The sequence below is a fragment of the Nocardia sp. NPDC004860 genome (assembly GCF_040609015.1).
Lineage (GTDB): Bacteria > Actinomycetota > Actinomycetes > Mycobacteriales > Mycobacteriaceae > Nocardia.
This window is the reverse complement of the sequence record NZ_JBEXJI010000019.1, coordinates 66,025-83,953: the sequence shown is the minus strand read 5'-3', so window position 1 is coordinate 83,953 and position 17,929 is coordinate 66,025. Positions and strand designations below refer to the sequence as shown.

Sequence of the window (17,929 nt, the reverse complement as noted above, 5' to 3'; positions counted from 1 at the left end):
GTGCCCAATCCGCCTAGCAAAACCGACCTTCGATCCAGAGGGGTATCCCGACCCACGGGCATGATCGTCGAAACATGCCCCCATGTTTCGGGTTTCGACAAATTCGGTCTGGCGTGGTTGGGCGCACGGCACGTGTGCGCCGAACCTGGCGGCCTGTGAGGCGGCGGCGGCCTACTCGGCGACGAGCTGTCGCAACAGCGGACCGTACTCCGGATGCGCCAGCGCAGAGGCGAATTGCGCGGTCAGATAGTCGGCCGGATTGCCGGTGTCGTACCAGCGCCCGCGAATCACCTGGCCGTACACCGGATTCTCGGCGGCGAAGACATTGATGGCATCGGTCAGATACACCTCGCCGGTGCGGTGGGTGTACCAGTTGTCGACCTGCTTGCGCAGTTCGGCGATGATGCCCGGGGTGACCACGTAGCCGCCGATGGCGGCGAAGGAGGACGGGGCGTCTTCCGGCTTGGGCTTCTCCTTCAGGCCGCTGATCCGCATCAGACCCTCGCCGACCGTCTCCTCGACCACCGGGACGCCGTAGCGCTGCGACTCGGACGGATCCATCGGCATGAGCGCCAGTACCGGCGCGTTGGTCTTCTCGTAGGCGTCGATGAGCTGCTGGGCGCGCGGCACCTCGGCGACGAAGACGTCGTCGGGCCACAGCACCAGCATGGGCTCGTTGCCCAGGTGGCGGGCCGCGTTCAGCACCGGGGTGCCGTTGCCGTACGGGCCGTGCTGGTCCAGGTAGGTGATGTGGCCCTGCCGGCTCAGCTCACCGACCTCCTCGACCGCGTCGGCGAAGGCGGTCTTGCCGTCGGCACGCAGCTGGGCGACCAGGGCGGGGTTGGGGCGGAAGTGATCCTGGATCAACGACTTTCCGCCGCTTACCACGATGGTGATGTCGGTGATGCCGGAGGCCACGAGCTCGCGGACGGTGTGTTCGATGACGGGCTTGTCGCCCACCGCGAGCATTTCCTTCGGGATCGCCTTGGTCAGCGGCAGCAGGCGCGAGCCGATACCCGCTGCGGGAATCACGGCCTTGCGAATCGTCATGGACGAATCATCACACATCCGGCGGGTCGTGCCTGTCGGTAGTCGCTTGTAGATTTCCCGGTGTGAATACGTCTGCCGACCCCGCGAACCGGGACATCATGCCTGGTGGAGTCGGTTGTGCAGGGCCGGAGGGCAGGGGCGGCGGGCCCGCCGGGGCGGGCGCGGACACACAGCAAATCGACAGCGGGTCCCGAGGTACGGGACAGCGGCGGTGGGTGCTCCATATAGATATGGACGCGTTCTTCGCCTCGGTCGAGCAACTGACCCGCCCGACCCTGCGCGGGCGGCCGGTGCTCGTGGGCGGCATGGGCGGACGCGGCGTGGTGGCGGGGGCCAGCTACGAGGCGCGGGTGTTCGGGGCGCGCTCGGCCATGCCCATGCATCAGGCGCGGCGGCTGGTCGGCGGGGCGGCGGTGGTGATCCCGCCGCGCGGGGCGGTGTACGGCGAACTCAGCGGGCAGGTCTTCGATACCCTGCGGACCCGGATCCCGGTGCTGGAGACACTGTCGTTCGACGAGGCGTTCGGGGAACCCGCGGAACTGGCCGGGGCCACTCCGGCGCGGGTGCTCGAATTCTGCGAGGAGTTACGGACGGCGGTGCGGGAACGCACCGGCCTGGTGGCCTCGGTCGGGGCGGGCAGCGGCAAGCAGCTCGCCAAGATCGCCTCCGGGCTGGCCAAACCCGATGGGGTGCGGGTGATTCCGGCGGCCGAGCAGGACGGGTTCCTGTCCGCGCTGCCGGTGCGCAAACTGTGGGGGATCGGGCCGGTGGCCGAAAGCCGGTTGCGCTCACTGGGAATCGAGACCGTGGGGGCGCTGGCGGCGCTGCCGGAGTCGGAGGCGTCCTCGATTCTCGGCGGCAGCATCGGGGTGGCGCTGCACCGGCTGGCCCGCGGCATCGACGACCGGCCGGTGGCCGAGCGCGCGGAGGCCAAGCAGATCAGCGCCGAAACCACCTATGAGACCGACATTCTCACCCTCGCCCAGCTGCGCCCGGCCATCGACGCCATGGCCGCCTCCGCCCATCGGCGGCTCACCACCGACGGCCGCGCGGCGCGCACCGTGGTGCTCAAGCTCAAGAAGACCGACATGAGCATCGTGACCCGCTCCTCCACGCTGCCCTATGCCACCGAGGATCTCGCCACCCTCACCGCCGCCGCGCAGCGGTCCGCCCTGGACCCGGCCGAGATCGGGCCGATTCGCCTGGTGGGAGTGGGTTTCGCCGGGCTCTCGGAGATTCGGCAGGAATCGCTGTTCCCCGAGTTGGATCAGACGGTCGATACCGATGGCGCGGTCTCCGAGGAGCCCACCTTTGCGGTGCCCGAGGGCCCGGATCCGGTGGTGCCGCCCGCGACTCGCTCCTTCGCCGTCGGAACCTGGTACCCGGGACTCGATGTCGAACACCCCGAATTCGGGCACGGCTGGGTGCAGGGCGCGGGCCACGGGGTCGTGACCATCAGGTTCGAAACCCGTTCCACGGGGCCGGGTCCTGCCCGCACGTTCCCCGCCGAAGATCCCGACCTCACCCGTGCCGACCCACTGGGCAGCCTGCGCTGAGCGGTTCCGGCGCCAACCGGGGTGCGGGAGCGGGTCCGTCTTCCTCACTTTTCGGGGCTATCGGGGCTTGTCCTACCGTTAAGGCCCGAATGCGCGAATTATGAGGATTCAGCCTGAAAATGCCGCGCCGTCCGGCGCGCGGGCGGCTTCTGAGACGCCACGTTGGTAGTGTCGCGTGTCGTGCAGCGCCGCCGGTCGGGTGTAGCTGGCACGTTGTCGAACGGACCTACTCGAACGCAAAGGACGAGCAGTTGAAGCTTCAGAAGACTGGACGCATCGCGGTCGCCGCACTGGCTGTCGTGACCGTACTCGGGCTGTCGGCGTGTGGGAGCGGTGACAAGAAGGAGAGCAAGCCCGCCAAGGTCACCACCTCCAAGACCACCGCGGCGCAGACGAACTACCCGCCGGCCCCGACCGCGGCGGACCTGAACACCGAACTGCAGAAGGCACTGGACCCGAGCATTCCCGACGCGGAGAAGCTCGACATGCTGCAGGGCGTCTCGGCCGACCCGAGCCTGCCCAGCCGGCTGGCGGAGGCCTACAAGCAGAACAACGCCACCATCACCGTCACCAATGTGACCGATCTCGGCAACGGCACCATCACCGCCGACGCTCAGGTCGCGATCAACGGCGGCGCGCCGCAGCAGGCCGTCGTGCCCTTCGTGGCCGAGGACGGCAAGTGGAAGGTCCAGAAGGAATGGGTCTGCAACGCACTCTCGCTGGCCAACCAGACCTCCCCGGCCTGCAGCTAGTCCCGTGTGACCGGTCCGGCATCGAACGGCGGATGCCGGACCGGGTTTTGCCTGTCCCACACGGAGTTTCGTCAAGAAGACCGCGAAACCTGTCAGGGTGGCGTTAATTCGGGGTCGCCGGCCTGTTGCGCGGCCCGCACCCGTTGCCATCGTTGATCTTCCGTCCATCGGCGAAAGGGCAACAGTGGCAACGAAAGTCGGCGTTACTCCTGGTCGGCTGCGTGGTGCCGCAGGGCAGATGCAGGATCTCGAAAACCGCGTCAACGGCATTCTCGCCACCCTGGAACAGGCGCTGTCCGCCAAGGGCGCGGCCTGGGGCGACGACAGCTACGGCAGCACCTTCGCCGACGGCGGACAGGGGTACGCCGCCGCGCACGCCAATCTGCGGGACGGACTCCGCACCATGGCAACGACCCTGGGGTCGTACGCGTCCGGGCAGAACGAGGCCGCGGACACTCTGGAGCGGATGGACCACGGCAACGCTGTCCGCTACCGGTAGACCGGCCGCCATTGTCCATCGATATTCCGGGCGAACTGCAGTGGCTGGGCTGGGTCGCGTGTTCGGCCTGGCCGCAGGGCGACGAAGACGCGATGTGGGACATCGCCTCCGACTGGAGCACCGCCGCGCGCCGATTGCGTGACCTGATACCCGAACTGGAGGCCGCCAAGAAGGCCACCATCGCGGCCTACCCGTGGGGCGACGGTCTCGAGTCCATGGTCACGGCCCTGAACAACCTCGATTCGGGCCCGCAGTCCTTCCAGGCGCTGGCCGACATCCTCGATCAGGTTTCCGAGGCGGCCGACGGCCTCGGCACCGAGATCGAGTACACGAAGATCATGATCCTCTCCGCTCTCGGCATGCTCGCCGTGGAGATCGCACTGGCGTGGTGCTTCCCGCCCACCGCGCCCGCCGAGGAGGCCGCGGCCACCCTGATCACGCGCACCGCCGTGCGGCTGCTGGGCGAGCGTGCGGTCTCCGCCATTGCCCGCTACGCGGAGAAACTGGGCGTGGCCGCGCTGGCCCGCTTCCTCGCGAAACATGTCGTCATCAGCACCGTTCTGGGCGCTGGTCAGGACGTCGCCATCCAGGGTCTGCAGATCGCCGAGGGCCACCGCAAGGGCATGGATTGGGAACGGGTCGGCATGACCGCCCTCACGGCGGCCGCCGCGGGCGCGGTCGGCGGACCCGCCGGTGAGATCTTCGGCAAGGCCGCCACCCGACTTCCGTTCGCGGGCAATCCCTTCGGCAATGCGCTTCGCGGCGCCCTCGTCGGCACCGGTGCGGGCGTCGCCGGAGCCTTTGCCTCGTGGGGCGTGGGCGGCCTCCCCACCCTGATCACCAAGGGCACCACGGACGGCTGGACCTGGGACCCCCGGCTGCTGACCAGCGCCACCTCCTACGGCGTCCTGACCGGTGGCGCCAAGGGCTTCCGCCTGCCCACCTCTGGCGGCGTCCACCCGGGTCCCTTCGAGGCGCCCTCGGGCGCGCGCACGAACATGCCTACCGGGGGCGACGGCAGCGCCCCGGCCCCCCATCCGGAACCGGCGACGACCTCCCACCCGACGGCCACGCCCGATCCGTCGGGCACGGCCGATCCGTCGGGCGCGCCCGCGGGGACCCCGCACCCCCAATCCGCGGCCGCGGGCCTGTCCACCGGCAACCCCGGCGCGCAAACCCACACGTCCGCAACCAGTTCCACCACGGAATCGCCCCGCCCCCTCACCAATCTGTTCGGCGACCCCGGCACACGCCCCGAACCCTCGTCCGCTCCGGACCCGGGTACACGCGGAACCGGTTCGCCTGCCACCGAGCCGGGTTCACGCGGCGGCACCCCGCCCGGCCCGGAGCCGCAGTCCGAGCGGCCGCGCACGGCTGCCGAAGCGCTGGATTCGGCTCGCGCACTGCTGCGTTCGCTGGGCGTCGATTCGGAAGGAATGAGCCCGGAGCACATGGGCCGGGCCGGTATGGACGCGGTCATGCGCCGCACGGCCGAGCTGTCGGATACGCAGGCCCGCCTCGACGAGGCGAACCTGCGCCCGGACAAGTACTTCGAGGAGCACGAAGGCATCCAGCAGCGCCTGCGCGATCTGGCAGACATCCGCAGGCAACTACGTGCCGACCTCGACGACTACCGTCGTGCCGGCCAGGCCGAAAACCCTGCCACCTCAGCCCGTCCCGCTCCGGAGTCCGGCGGTCCTGTGCGGGGTCAGGATCCGCGCTTGGCGTGGCGTCTGCCTGTTGAAGGCGAGGGCTCGGTCCCAGCGCCGAGCAGTCCTGTGCGGGGTCAGGATCCGAGACTGACATGGAGGTTGGCTGAGGAAGGTGGGGGTTCGACGCCGGAGTCGGGTGCTTGTGCCACGGGGCAGGATCCGCGGTTGACGTGGCGGGTGCCTCCGGGAAGTGAGGATCCGACGGTTGAGCTGCCGCGGCCGCCTCACGATGACGATGTGCCGGATACGACGTCGCTGATTCCTTATACGCCGCGGTACTTCTCGATTCCGCCGATTCCGGAGTACACCGCGCCCGCGCCTCCGCCCGAGAGCGTGTGGGAACCCGAGCGACCGCCGAAGCCGGCCCCGCCGCCGCACCCCGGGCCCGAGCCGAAGCCACCCCACCCGCCGACCCCGGTCCCGCCGTATAGGCCGGGACATGCGTACACCCACGAGCCGGGGTAAGGGCATGGCCACGGACCTGGAAATAGCCATAAGCCCGGGGACAGCGGTCAAGGACACCACCCCGGCCAGGGGTAAGGGCACGGATACCTGGCCAACGCAAGGGCCGCGGTCATGGTGGTGGCCCAGGGCACAGTCATGAGCCGGGGCAAGGACATAAAGATGGCCACCGGCCGGGGAACGGCAGGTTATGGACATGATCCCGGCCATGGGCCATGGGCCATGGGCCAGGGGCACGATGTTGTCGAGGCGATGGCCCCGATCATGGCAATGGCGCAGGGCACGGTCATGAGCAAGGGCCGGGGCCAGGACGTGGGTCGGAGCCAGTCAAAGGTCGGGCCCTGGTCCTGGTCAATAGGCCCGAGAGCCGAGCTCGAGGTCACAATCCCCCCGGGCCTGGATCCCGGGACATCGGACCGCGGCTCGGCTCCGGGGCCGGACTGTGCCCCGGATGAGTGCTATGGCTCGGCTCCGGCCCGGAGGGGGCCTCAGAATCCGTTCTGGTGGCAGGCAGCGGCTCGGTGTGGATCCTGGGTAGGTGGTCGCGCTGGATGCTGGGTAGGTGGTCGCGCCGGGACTGCGGGCGGGGGCGATAGCGAGGTCGGGATCGGGCTGGAAATGTGAGGTGGCGCACAGTAAGTGGTGCGGGAGCATGGATATTCCACCGGGTGGGGTGGTGTCCCGGGGGTTTGGGGGGTCGATCGTGGAGAGGGGGGAGCGGGGGAAGATGAGTTCCGCTTAGGATCGGCGGTCGTGACCGACGTGTTGGAGAAGGCGGGGCAGGATGCCGCCGGGAGTGCTGGTGCTGAACCCGAGAGAAGGATTCGAGGGGGCTGGGCGCGGCCGACCGCTCTGATCGCCGGTGTGATCGCGGTGCTGGCGGCGCTGGCGGTGCCGTTCCTGCCGGTCCGGGTGGACCACACGACTTTGACTTGGCCGCAGGGGAATTCGGCGCAGAGCATCGAGGCTCCGCTGGTGACCTACGCGCCGTTGAACTTCGACGCCACCATTCCGTGTTCGGCTGTGACGCAACTGGGTTCGAAGGGCGGCACGCTCGCCGCCACCGCGCCCAATGGTGCGCCGGACCTCGAGAAGTACGGCTTCGTGGCCCGGGTCACAGCGGCATCCACCACCGATGGTGTGACCACGCCGGGCAAACTGGAAGCGATCCTGCATCACAAGACGCTGATGAGCGTGCCCGTCGACCAGCTCGGCGCGGGTTGCGTGCTCACCGTGCACTCGGATTTCACCTCCTCCACCGCGACCCTGAGCGGATCCACGGCCGCCCCGGTCACCCTGAACGGCGACTACCGGCCGCAGCTGGTCGGCATCTTCAGCGACCTGACCGTCTCCGACGGCGCCAAGGTCAGCGCGCAGGTGGACAGCCGCTTCACCTCGACGCCGAGCACGATCAAGCGGATCGCCATCTGGACCGCCGTCCTCGGCACCCTCGTCGCCCTGTTCGCGCTGTTCCGCCTGGACCGCCTCGACGGCCGTCGCGCGCGCCGCTTCCTGCCGCAGCACTGGTGGACCTTCAAGCCCGTCGACGCCGTGGTGCTGGGCATCCTCATCCTCTGGCATTTCATCGGCGCGACCACCTCCGACGACGGCTACCAGTACGGCATGGGCCGGGCCTCGATTCACGCCGGGTACATGGCCAACTACTTCGGCTACTTCGGTGTCCCCGAAACCCCGGTCGGCACTCCGTATTACGACCTCATCGGCCACATGGCGCAGGTCAGCCCGGCCAGCGTGTGGATGCGCCTGCCCGCCCTGCTGGCCGGCATCGTGATCTGGCTGGTGCTCAGCCGCGAGGTGATCCCCCGCCTGGGCGCGCGGATCCGCCGCGACCGCGTCGCGGTGTGGACCGGCGCGCTGGGTTTCCTGGCCGTCTGGCTGCCGTACAACAACGGCCTGCGCCCGGAACCGCTGGTGGCGCTGGGTGTCCTGCTCACCTGGGTCTCGGTGGAGCGGGCGATCGCGACGGGCCGGCTGCTGCCCTACGGCGTGGCCATCATGATCGGCGCGTTCACCTGCACCGTCGGCCCGTCCGGCATCATCTGTTTCGCGCCGCTGCTGGCCGGGATCCGGCCGGCCTGGCGGATCCTCAACAAGCACGCGACCGTGCTCGGCAAGCCGACCGCCCCCGGCGCGAACGCCTTCACCATCCTGAAGGCCCGCTTCGGCGCCTATCTGACCCTCGCCGCCCCGCTGGCGGCGGCCGGTGCGGTGGTGCTGGCGATCATGTTCTGCGATCAGCCGCTGTCGTCGATGTTCGAGATGAGCCGGGTGCACACCGCGGTCGGCCCGGATGTGCACTGGGACGGCGAATACATTCGCTACCAATACCTTTTCATGCCCACCATCGATGGTTCGCTGGCGCGGCGCTTCGGCATGTTCGCGTTCTGGATCGGTCTGCTGGTGTGCGCATTCGTGTTGCTGCGCAAGGGCGGCCGGATCCCGTTCACCGCGCCGGGCCCGGTGCGCCGGGTGCTCGGCACCGGTGTGGGCGTCATCGCGCTGATGATGTTCACCCCCACCAAGTGGACCCACCACAACGGCATCTACGCCGGATTGGCCGGAGTCATCGCGGTTTTGACCGCGGTGGCGGTCGGCCCGCGGGTGATGCGCTCCCCGCGTAACCGGGCGTTGTTCGCTGCGGTGATCGCGTTCGCGCTCGCGGTCGCGTTCTCCAGCATCAATGGCTGGTGGTACGTCTCGAACTGGAATGTGCCCTGGCACGACAAGCCGGTGGTGCTGGCCGGGATCGAGGTCGACAAGATCTTCCTGGCGCTCACGGTGGCGCTGCTCGCCCTGGCCGGCTGGTTCCATGTGCGCGCGCCGGAACAGCCCGGCCCGCACCGGATCTCGAAGCTGGGCTGGCGCTTCGTGGCGATTCCGCCGCTGACGGTGGCGGCCGCGTTCATGGTGCTGTTCGAGGTGGGCTCGCTCGCCAAGGGCGCGGTCGCGCAGTATCCGGCGTACTCGCTGGCGCGCTCGAATGTGGATGCGGTGCTGGGCAAGCCATGCGGCCTGGCCCGCGACGTGCTGGTCGAGACGGACCCGAACCAGGGCATGCTGAAGCCGCTCGAGGGCGATGCACTCGGTACTTTCACCGCGGACGCGGTCGGCTTCTCGCCCAGAGGCGTGTCCACCGACCTGCGTCCTGACGATGACGTCGACACCGGCGGCAGCGTCTCCAGTGCAGTCAGCAACCGCGGCAGCACTACCGTGGACGGAACCACTACCGCGCCACTGCCTTTCGGGCTCGCCGCCGATACCCCGGTGCTGGGCAGTTACAACAGCTCCGAGGCGGTCTCCACCCTGACCACGGGCTGGTATGCCCTGCCCGGGCAGGGGGATCGTTCCGGCATCATCGCGATGACGGCCGCCGGGCGGATTCGCTCGGTGAGCAAGGACGGCATCGTGACGCTCGGCCAATCGGTCGAGATCGAGTACGGTGTCCCCGGCGCTGAGGGTTCGGTCGAACCGCAGGGGCGCGTCACGCCGATCGACATCGGCCCCGCGCCGACCTGGCGCAATCTGCGGGTGCCGCTGAGCGATATTCCGGCGCAGGCCACCGCGATTCGCGTGGTGGCCGAGGACCGTGACAGCGATCCCAAGCAGTGGGTGGCGCTCACTCCGCCGCGCATCCCGCAGACGGTGACGCTGGAGAACTATGTCGGCCGGGACAAGCCGGTGCTGCTGGATTGGGAAGTGGGCCTGCAGTTCCCGTGCCAGCGGCCGTTCGATCACCTCGACGGGATCGCCGAGGTGCCCGACTACCGCATCATGCCCGACCGCGGCGGCGCGGCCATGACCACGCTGTGGCAGAGCCATGACGGCGGCGGCGCCCTGGGCTGGAGCTCGATGCTGCTGCGCCCGGTCACCCTGGCGACCTACCTCGACCACGACCCGCGCATGGATTGGGGTGAGCTGCAGCGGCTCGAGCGGATCGATGGCTCCGCACAGACCGCCAAGCCCGTGGTGACCACGGACCCGCACAGCGGTCTCTGGAATCCCGGCCCGATCAACGTGACCGGCTGGCAGTGATCACCGTGGCCGGGCGGCAACAGCCGCCCGGCCGGCGACCGCGATCCGCACCCGTTTCCTTGCCGAAACGGGTGCGGAGGCGTTTTCAGACCGTGCTATCGGACCGCAGGGCGGGCCTCAGCCCTGCATCTCGGCCATCCGCTTGGCCATCTCCTCCGGCTCGACATCCTCGACGTGCAGGGCGAGGGTCCAGCGGTGACCCCACGGATCCTCGATGCCCGAGGTGCGGTCACCGTAGAACTGGTCGGCGGGCGGCTGTAGCTCCTGAGCCCCGCCCGACAGGGCCACGGCGTGGGCGGCGTCGACATCGTCGACATAGACGTACAGATTGACCGGCGTGCCGCCGACCGCCTTGGGGTCCAGGAACCCCATGGACGGCGCCGGGTCGCTGAGCATGATCACCGAAGAGCCGAACTGCATTTCGCAGTGTGCGACCGTGCCGTCGGGCCCGGGCATGCGGAAACGTTCGTCGGCGCCGAAAACACGTTTGTAGAAGTCGATCGCCTGCGCGGCGCCATTGCAGGCGAGCGAGGGGCAGACGGTCGGGTAGCCCTCGGGAATGGGTTTGACATCGGACATCGAAAACCTCCGTTCGAGGTTGTTGCCGGACGCGTCGAGCTTATGCCCCGGTCCCGACAAGAATTACTCGAATTTCCGAATGATCACCCGAATTGCCGCATATGCGGGAAAAGTTCCGTGACTACGGACCCGCAGCCCCCTGCAGCTTGCGCACCTGCGCTGCGGTCATGGCGCTGAGCTGCTGTGGATCGGGTTCCTTCGCATCCGAGTAGGCGATCTGCACCACCGTCGAACCGACCAGCGTGATGCTCACATCGGTGTACAGCGTGAGCCCATCGCTGGTGGTGCGCATCTGGAATGCGGTCGAGCCGTCACCGGCCTGCGGCTGATTCAAACCGCCCAGCCGGAATTCCACTTTTGTATTGTCGGCATCCTTACCGGAGTACTTGGTACAGCCCGGCAGAATGGACTGGACGGTGGAAAAAGCCTGCGCCGCTCCGCCATTCGCATACGACGCCGCATCGATATCCACACTGGCGAAATTCGGCCCGCCGAACTGGGCCGCGGCCTGCGCCGCCGACCCCGGAGCCTGAACGGCCATGGCGGCCAGCACATTCGCGCACGGCGCCGGATCGGTCTTGGCGCCCGCCCCACCGGAACTCCCGGGCGGCGGATCGTCGAGCGCGGTGAACCCCGCGGGCATCCCCGATACGTCGAGCAGCTCCGAACGCAGCGTGAACTGGTCGAGAACCGGTGCGCCCCCCGGCGTTCCGGACGGTTGCACCGCCGGCCCCAGACTCGGCAGCGCGGGCGCGGAATCCTTGTGGCTGCCGCAGGCGGTGGCGGCCAGCGCCAGGACCCCCGCCAGCAGCGCGAGCCGCGTCAGGCGCCCCACTGCACCTCCGTGCGCAGGGTCTGCCGCAGCGTCACCGAGCTGCGCGGGTCGCGGTAGGTCTGGTTGCCGCCCACCTCGACCGAACCGGAAACCGGTAGCGGCAGACCGAGATCCACCGTGATGGTGCCGGTGCCCTGCATGAGGTAGTCGACGATCTCCAGCTGGCCCGCCTCGTTGGGCAGATGCCACACGGTGGATTTCGGCGTCTGCACCACATTCAGTTCGATGGTGAGCTGGTTGCCGTCCCGGGAGGTGAGGGTGCAGGTGGTCACCTGCTCCAGCGGCACGCTGCCGGAAACCTGTTGCCGCACCGTCCACACCGCGCCCACGCCGACGGCGTCGGGCGGGAACGCGATGGACTGGTACACGGCCTGATAGAACGCCTGCTCCAGCGCGGCCCGCGCGGAGTCGGAGGTAGCGGGCTTGGGCGCCAGCTTGAGCGCGGTGATCGCCCCCAGGTCACTGACGTCGAAGCCGACGCGGGAACCGTCCGCGGGAAGCAGCGCCTTGGCCAGGGTCGGGTCGGGGGAGGTGACATTGCCGACGGTCAGTTCCACCCCATCGGTGCCGGACTCCGCGGTGAGCGGAATGGTCATCGCGGGCGGGGAGATGTCACGCAGCGCCTGCTGATTGATCTGCTGCTCGATGTGATGTTCGGTACTCAGCGTGACCTGCTGGGTGGCGCCCGCCTCGAGGGTGCGGCGCAGCGGCGAGCGGGGTTCGGCGCCCGGCTCGACGACGGTGGCGGTCACGGCCTCGATGGGCATGGTGACCTCTTTGTTGATGCCCACCGGTTCGGTGCCGTCGGCCTCGGCCGTGGTCTCCGTGCGATCGCTGCAGCCGACGCCGAAGGCGGTCAGGGTCACCGCGAGAACCAGGAGCAGGACCCCCGAGCGCGTGGTGCGCGTGCCCGCGCCTCGCCGCGGCGGGCGCGGGGTGCCGGAACAGCGTGCGGTGGCTTTCGCCGAGCTGGGGGAGGAAGACAACACCGTCACGTCGAACAGGTTACGGCGCGTTCCTGAAAAACAGCTGGGATCCTGTGGGGCCGTGGTTTCGGGGTGTTCAGAGGCGCCCGACATGAATAAGGAATGATGTCAGGGTGAGTACCGATCGGCCGCGCGAATCCGGCGCAGAGGAACCAGACACATCGCCAGGGGAGATCAGCCCCGCGGCCGATGCCGGGACTTCCCCCGCGCAGCCGTTGCGTCTGCCCGTGCTCCTGCTCATCGCGGTGGTGCTGCTGGGCCTGGATCTGCTGACCAAGACCATCGTGGTCGCGACCATGACGCCCGGTAAGCCGATCTATCTCATCGGCGACAGCGTGCGCCTGACCCTGGTCCGCAATCCGGGCGCCGCGTTCTCCATGGCCACCGGCATGACCTGGCTGCTGACCCTGGTCGCCGCGGCCGTGGTGATCGGTGTCATACGCATCGGCCGGACCCTGCGCTCGCTGCCGTGGGCCATCGGCCTGGGCATGGTGCTGGGCGGCGCGCTCGGCAATCTCATCGACCGTCTGTTCCGCGCGCCCGGCCCGTTGCAGGGTCATGTGGTGGATTTCGTGGCGGTCGGCTGGTGGCCGGTGTTCAATGTGGCCGATTCGTCGATCGTGTGCGGGGCCATTCTGCTGGTGGCGCTGACGGTGTTCGGTTTCGAACCCGACGGCACCCGCATGCATCGGCAGCAGGCGGCGTCGAGCACGGAGGGGAAGGCGGCATGAGGGAGACCCGCAGCATGCCGGTGCCCGACGGGCTGGACGGTATGAGAGTCGATGCTGGGCTGTCGCGCCTGCTCGGGCTGTCGCGCACCGCGGTGGCCTCGATGGCCGAGGACGGCGGCGTCCAGCTGGACGGCGTCTCGGCCGGCAAGTCGGACCGGCTGACCGCAGGGGCCTGGCTGGAGGTCGAATTCCCGGAGCCCAAGCGGGAACTCACGGTGGAGGCGACCCCGGTGGAGGGGATGAAGATCCTCTACGCCGATGACGACATCGTGGCCGTCGACAAGCCCGTGGGGGTGGCGGCGCACACGGGTGTCGGCTGGACCGGCCCGACCGTGGTGGGCGGCCTGGCGGCCATGGGTTACCGCATCTCGACCTCGGGAGCCCATGAGCGGCAGGGCATCGTGCACCGGCTGGATGTCGGCACCTCGGGTGTGATGGTGGTCGCACAGTCCGAGCATGCCTACACCCAGCTCAAGCGGGCGTTCAAGTACCGGACCGTGGAGAAGCGGTATCACGCGCTGGTGCAGGGTCATCCGGATCCGAGCAGCGGCACCATCGACGCGCCGATCGGACGCGCGCGTGGCAACGACTGGAAGTTCGCGGTCACCGCGGACGGCCGCCCGTCGATCACCCATTACGACACCGTCGAGGCCTTCCAGTCGGCGAGCCTGCTCGACATCCACCTGGAAACCGGTCGCACCCACCAGATTCGCGTGCACTTCTCGGCGGTGCGGCATCCCTGCTGCGGCGACCTCACCTACGGCGCGGACCCGCGTCTGGCCGAGCGGCTGGGGCTGGAACGGCAGTGGCTGCATGCGCGCCAGCTGGGCTTCAACCATCCCGCCGACGGCCGCTGGATCGAGATCACCAGCGAGTACCCCGCCGATCTGGAACACGCCCTCGACGTCCTGCGCGCGCACTGATCCGGGGTCTCGAGTGGATGCGCTGACGCCGCGCCGCGCCGGGATCGGTGTGGGCGCAGTGCTTTTCGCGATCCTGATCGTGGTGTTGGGGTGGGCGATCCCGCCCCGGCCGGCGATCATCTCCACCGACCGGCTGGGGCCGGAGAGCGGTGAGCCGGTGACGCACTACCTGGAGCGGGCTCAGAAGTCGTTGCAGGGCACCGACTCCGACGGGCACTGGGCGTTGCTCTCGTTCACCGAGGGTGTCACCGCCGGCCGCATTCCGGAATTCAGTGGCGGCCTGCGGATCTCGGAGATCGACTATCACGTGGCCGTCGACCGGGTGGCGACGCCGATCATCTCCATCGGTGTCCCCGCGGGCGATGCCGTGGCCGTGGCGTCGGTGAAATCCGCTGCCGCCCAGATGGAGTCGACGCCCACCTACGACGACCGCTCCACCCGGGTGAAGAACCTCGTGGCGAGCCGCTTGGGTGCCGACTGCCCGTGCGTCGTCGCCATCGTTCTGCAGGGCACGCTGGCGCAACTCCGCACCCTGGCCGCGCACCCGGGAGTTCGCGCCGTCGAGGCACTCCCCGCCGACGCATCCGCCGCCGTCTTCGCGGTATCCCCGCTCCTGCCCGAACAACTCGAATCCGCCAGTCCGCCCCTGGACGATGGGCCGGTTCCCGACAACTGACCTCGGTCAGCGCCCGGCCCTCGACGACCAGCCGAGGCCGAGGAGCTCCGTTCGGACCTTCTCGAGGCGGGCCGAAGGGTCATCCGACAACGGCATGATCGGCGCGCGGCGAGTTGTCGCACAGGGCGGTGACATCCCGCCGCTCGTGAGGAGGTGCCTTGGCCGGTGCGGCGCTGGTCGCCGATGCTCTCGTGCACCATGCCTCGCTCTAGCGGGTCCCGGCGATGATGTCGAGCAACCGGCCGTGGGTGACGGGGTCGGCGGCGGCCAGCAGGCCGTGCGGTGGAGTGTGGAGGGGTTGCCCGGTAAGGCCGGTGACCGTGCAGCCGGCTGCCCGGCACACAGCGATGCCGGCGGTGAAGTGGACGTCGTCGCGGAGATCGCGGTCCACGAGGTAGGCGGCGCGACGGCCCGCTGCCACCCAGACCAGGGCCAGTGAGGTGGACAGAACGCGGGGATGGAACGCGGCAGTGAAGGACTCGTCGGCCATGAGCCGGCCAGCGGAGAACCAGTCCGTGTAGGGCGACGGGTTGTCGACCAGCCGGCTCGCGGATAGAGGGACCAGTGGGTGGTCGTTGCCGTCGCGGCGAACGGCGGCCGTGGTCCCGTCGGCCCAGAAGATCTCCCCGGAGAAGGGATCCGCCACAACGGCCGCCGTAACGGTCTCCCCGGCGCGCAGCGCGATATTCACCGCGACAAGCGGCGTCCCCGCAGCGAAATTCCTTGTGCCGCACAGCGGATCGATCAACCAGGTGCGGTCCGAACGGTCCCCGGTGGCGCCGGACTCCTCGGCAAGGAAACGATCGCCTGGACAGGCGGCCCGAAGGATATCGAGAATGGTCCGCTCGGCGGCAAGATCAGCCTGGGTGGCGAAGTCATCATCCTCTTTGTCATAGCGGGTGACAGGACCACGGAACTGATCCCGGATTACACCGGACGCGGCCTCCCCGGCTCGAATGGCAAGGGCGACATCGGATTCCTCCATACCTGGCACCTTACTGGGCCTGAGTTGGAATTGGTTCGATGTATGAAAACTGTTGTATAACAACAAAATTCGACTTCCGTTGCGGTCTCGGTCGCGGTAAAATCAGCACGTGGATTCGAAGGTGGAACACTCGGCACGTGCGGCATCGCCGACCTGGTGACCGCCGTCGAGACCCCGTCCTGCACGGCAACCTCACCCCGTTCTCCGACGCTGATGTCGTCGAGTTGATGCAGCGCCTGGAAACCTGCAAACGCCAACCGTCGGCGCTGGATTCACGCCTGATCATCGAGGCCGCGATCGCTCCTTGCCTGGAACCAGCGGTTCCGGGACCTGGTGCCGTTCCTGCGCCAGACGCCGCCGATCAGTAGCAGTTCGTCGCGGCGAGGGCCGGTACTGCGACCGGAGACCTCGAGAGTTACCCGGAACGTCTGCACCAGCCCCACGCCGCGGCCTATACCGTCTTGATTCCTCCCCGAATATCGCTGCCTATTTCAGGAATACCGGCAGGTGGTCGTGCCCGTTGGCGATGAAACCGGGTACCGTGCCGAGTTCGTCGGGGGAGACGGCGAGTTTCATGTGCGGGAACCGCTGGAAGAGTGTGGGAAGGGCCACCTGGGCCTCGAGCCGTGCCAGCGGTGCGCCCGGGCAGCGGTGGGCGCCGTACCCGAACGCCATGTGGTCTTTGTTCGTCCGGTACGGGTCGAACTTGTCCGCGCTGTCGCCGTAGATCTTGGGGTCCCGGTTGACGCCCGCGGGGCACGAGAGTATTGGATCGCCTTCGGTGATCGTGACGTCGCCGAGGACGAAATCGGTCACCGCGTAGCGCAGCGGGGCGTGCGCGATCGATGGCTCGAACCGCAGCGCTTCCTCGATCACATCCGCCCAGGGCAGACTGCCGGCGAGCGCAGCAGCCAGGTGGTCCGGGTTGGTGAGCAACAGGTATATCGACTGGTCGATCAGGTCCACCGTCGTCTCGTGCCCGGCGTTGATCGTCAAATAGAGTGTCCCGACGAGTACCTCGACGCTGAAATCCTTTGCGGGATCGTCCGCGTGGGCGATGAGGGTGCTGGTCATGTCCTCCGCGGGATTCTCGCGACGATATGCGACGAGTTCCTGCAGGAGCCCGATCATCGTCAGGTAGTTGGCTACGGCTTCCTCTTCGCTCAATGCGATGTCGAAGATGCCGTCCACGCATGTACGTAGTGGCCCGATCAGGTGCTCGGGAACGCCTACCAGCTCGTTGATCACACGCAGAGGCAGCGGGTAAGCGAAATGCTCACGGATGTCGACAGGGTCGCGCTGCGGCGCGGCATCCAGACCCGTCACCAGTTCATCGGCGATGGCCTGGATGCGTGGCTTCAGCGCTGCGGTGCGCCGGTCGGTGAACGCCGGTGCCACGAACTTGCGGAGCCGACGGTGTTCTGCGCCGTAAGCGGTGAACATCGAACGCGTATTCACCCAGTTGAGGAGCGGGAAGTCCTTGCCTATCTCGCCGTTCCGGAACGCCGGCCAGTGCTGGCGTGGGTCCTTGGAAACCTCTGAGCTGGAGAGAATCTCCTTGAGCATGGCCGCGTCGGTCACCGACCAGGCGGGCACTCCGCCCGGGAGCACGACCTTGGTGATCGGTCCCCGCTCGCGGATGCGGGCGATCTCACCCTGAATATCGGGACATTCGGGATCGATGACGATGGGGTCGGTGTGGTTGTCCATGGCGAACTCCATTCTGGCCGTAGACCGGCAGGCGGAGGCTTGTGTCGAGCCCCCTCGACCTCTGAGGTCCTGACAACCGTAACTGCCAATACCGTTGTGTATCAATCATTTTCGGCAAAGTTGCGGCGTATCAACACGAATCGACACTCCCTTTGCCTAGCGTCGGCCGCCTCGAGGAAAGCAGGCCAGTCTCGGCGGGCATCCTTGGATCTGCATGGATCGAGCAGCAGTGTGCGTAGTAACTCCTGGCTGGTGACCGACCAGGCCTGAACTCCGCCGGGCAGCTCGGCCAGGGTGACCGGGCCGCGGTCGTTGATCCGCTTCCGCTGCCACCCGAACCAGGGCCGGTGAGGTGGATAGAACGCGGGGATAGCAGGCGGCCGTGAAGGTTTCGTCGGCCATCAGCCGGCCAGCGAGAAC

14 protein-coding genes are annotated in these 17,929 nt (G+C 68.3%); 8 read left to right on the top strand and 6 right to left on the bottom strand.

Annotated elements, in window-relative coordinates:
* Positions 1-171 precede the first annotated feature (171 nt).
* A complete protein-coding gene (locus ABZV44_RS29245; RefSeq protein ID WP_354842978.1) occupies positions 172-1,050 on the bottom strand; it encodes a UTP--glucose-1-phosphate uridylyltransferase in 879 nt (292 codons plus the stop codon).
* A 176-nt stretch (positions 1,051-1,226) separates the two neighbouring features.
* On the opposite strand from ABZV44_RS29245, the gene ABZV44_RS29240 reads away from it, so the two are divergent.
* The 5 genes from ABZV44_RS29240 to ABZV44_RS29220 all read left to right on the top strand — a co-directional run bounded on the left by ABZV44_RS29240 (position 1,227) and on the right by ABZV44_RS29220 (position 10,084).
* Complete coding sequence (locus tag ABZV44_RS29240) at positions 1,227-2,606, top strand: DNA polymerase IV (RefSeq protein WP_354843220.1); 1,380 nt, start codon at positions 1,227-1,229, stop codon at positions 2,604-2,606.
* Positions 2,607-2,857: 251 nt separating this feature from the next.
* On the top strand, positions 2,858-3,358 hold the full coding sequence (locus ABZV44_RS29235; RefSeq protein WP_354842975.1) for a hypothetical protein: 501 nt from the start codon (positions 2,858-2,860) through the stop codon (positions 3,356-3,358).
* Between the two features lie 97 nt (positions 3,359-3,455).
* Positions 3,456-3,857 (top strand): WXG100 family type VII secretion target, encoded by a 402-nt coding sequence (locus ABZV44_RS29230; RefSeq protein ID WP_354842973.1) that lies wholly within the window; start codon positions 3,456-3,458, stop codon positions 3,855-3,857.
* An 11-nt stretch (positions 3,858-3,868) separates the two neighbouring features.
* Positions 3,869-6,034: a hypothetical protein gene (locus ABZV44_RS29225; protein WP_354842970.1), complete on the top strand. Its 2,166-nt coding sequence runs from the start codon at positions 3,869-3,871 to the stop codon at positions 6,032-6,034.
* A gap of 750 nt (positions 6,035-6,784) precedes the next feature.
* The gene (locus ABZV44_RS29220; RefSeq protein WP_354842967.1) at positions 6,785-10,084 is read left to right on the top strand and encodes an arabinosyltransferase domain-containing protein; all 3,300 of its coding nucleotides are present in this window, start codon (positions 6,785-6,787) and stop codon (positions 10,082-10,084) included.
* Between the two features lie 117 nt (positions 10,085-10,201).
* Here ABZV44_RS29220 and ABZV44_RS29215 read toward each other — a convergent pair whose 3' ends face one another.
* From ABZV44_RS29215 to ABZV44_RS29205, 3 genes are all read right to left on the bottom strand, one after another.
* The gene (locus tag ABZV44_RS29215) at positions 10,202-10,663 is read right to left on the bottom strand and encodes a VOC family protein (RefSeq protein WP_354842964.1); all 462 of its coding nucleotides are present in this window, start codon (positions 10,661-10,663) and stop codon (positions 10,202-10,204) included.
* Between the two features lie 121 nt (positions 10,664-10,784).
* Positions 10,785-11,498, bottom strand: coding sequence for a hypothetical protein (locus ABZV44_RS29210; protein WP_354842962.1), 714 nt, complete (start codon positions 11,496-11,498; stop codon positions 10,785-10,787).
* Positions 11,486-12,493 (bottom strand): hypothetical protein, encoded by a 1,008-nt coding sequence (locus tag ABZV44_RS29205; protein WP_354842959.1) that lies wholly within the window; start codon positions 12,491-12,493, stop codon positions 11,486-11,488. The genes ABZV44_RS29210 and ABZV44_RS29205 overlap by 13 nt, the downstream gene beginning before the upstream one ends.
* 104 nt (positions 12,494-12,597) lie before the next feature.
* Here ABZV44_RS29205 and lspA point away from each other — a divergent pair, with 104 nt between their 5' ends.
* Genes lspA through ABZV44_RS29190 form a run of 3 tightly spaced genes read left to right on the top strand, consistent with a single transcriptional unit; the run spans position 12,598 to position 14,814 of the window.
* Positions 12,598-13,215: a signal peptidase II gene (lspA, locus tag ABZV44_RS29200; protein ID WP_354842956.1), complete on the top strand. Its 618-nt coding sequence runs from the start codon at positions 12,598-12,600 to the stop codon at positions 13,213-13,215.
* Positions 13,212-14,138 (top strand): RluA family pseudouridine synthase, encoded by a 927-nt coding sequence (locus tag ABZV44_RS29195; protein ID WP_354842953.1) that lies wholly within the window; start codon positions 13,212-13,214, stop codon positions 14,136-14,138. Before lspA ends, ABZV44_RS29195 begins: the two co-directional genes overlap by 4 nt.
* Positions 14,139-14,151: 13 nt before the next feature.
* Positions 14,152-14,814 (top strand): hypothetical protein, encoded by a 663-nt coding sequence (locus ABZV44_RS29190; protein ID WP_354842951.1) that lies wholly within the window; start codon positions 14,152-14,154, stop codon positions 14,812-14,814.
* Between the two features lie 208 nt (positions 14,815-15,022).
* On the opposite strand, the gene ABZV44_RS29185 is transcribed toward ABZV44_RS29190, so the two are convergent.
* Positions 15,023-15,799, bottom strand: coding sequence for an inositol monophosphatase family protein (locus ABZV44_RS29185; protein WP_354842948.1), 777 nt, complete (start codon positions 15,797-15,799; stop codon positions 15,023-15,025).
* 486 nt (positions 15,800-16,285) lie between these two features.
* Positions 16,286-17,380, bottom strand: a complete 1,095-nt coding sequence (locus tag ABZV44_RS29180) for a cytochrome P450 (protein ID WP_354842944.1) — start codon at positions 17,378-17,380, stop codon at positions 16,286-16,288.
* Positions 17,381-17,929 lie beyond the last annotated feature (549 nt).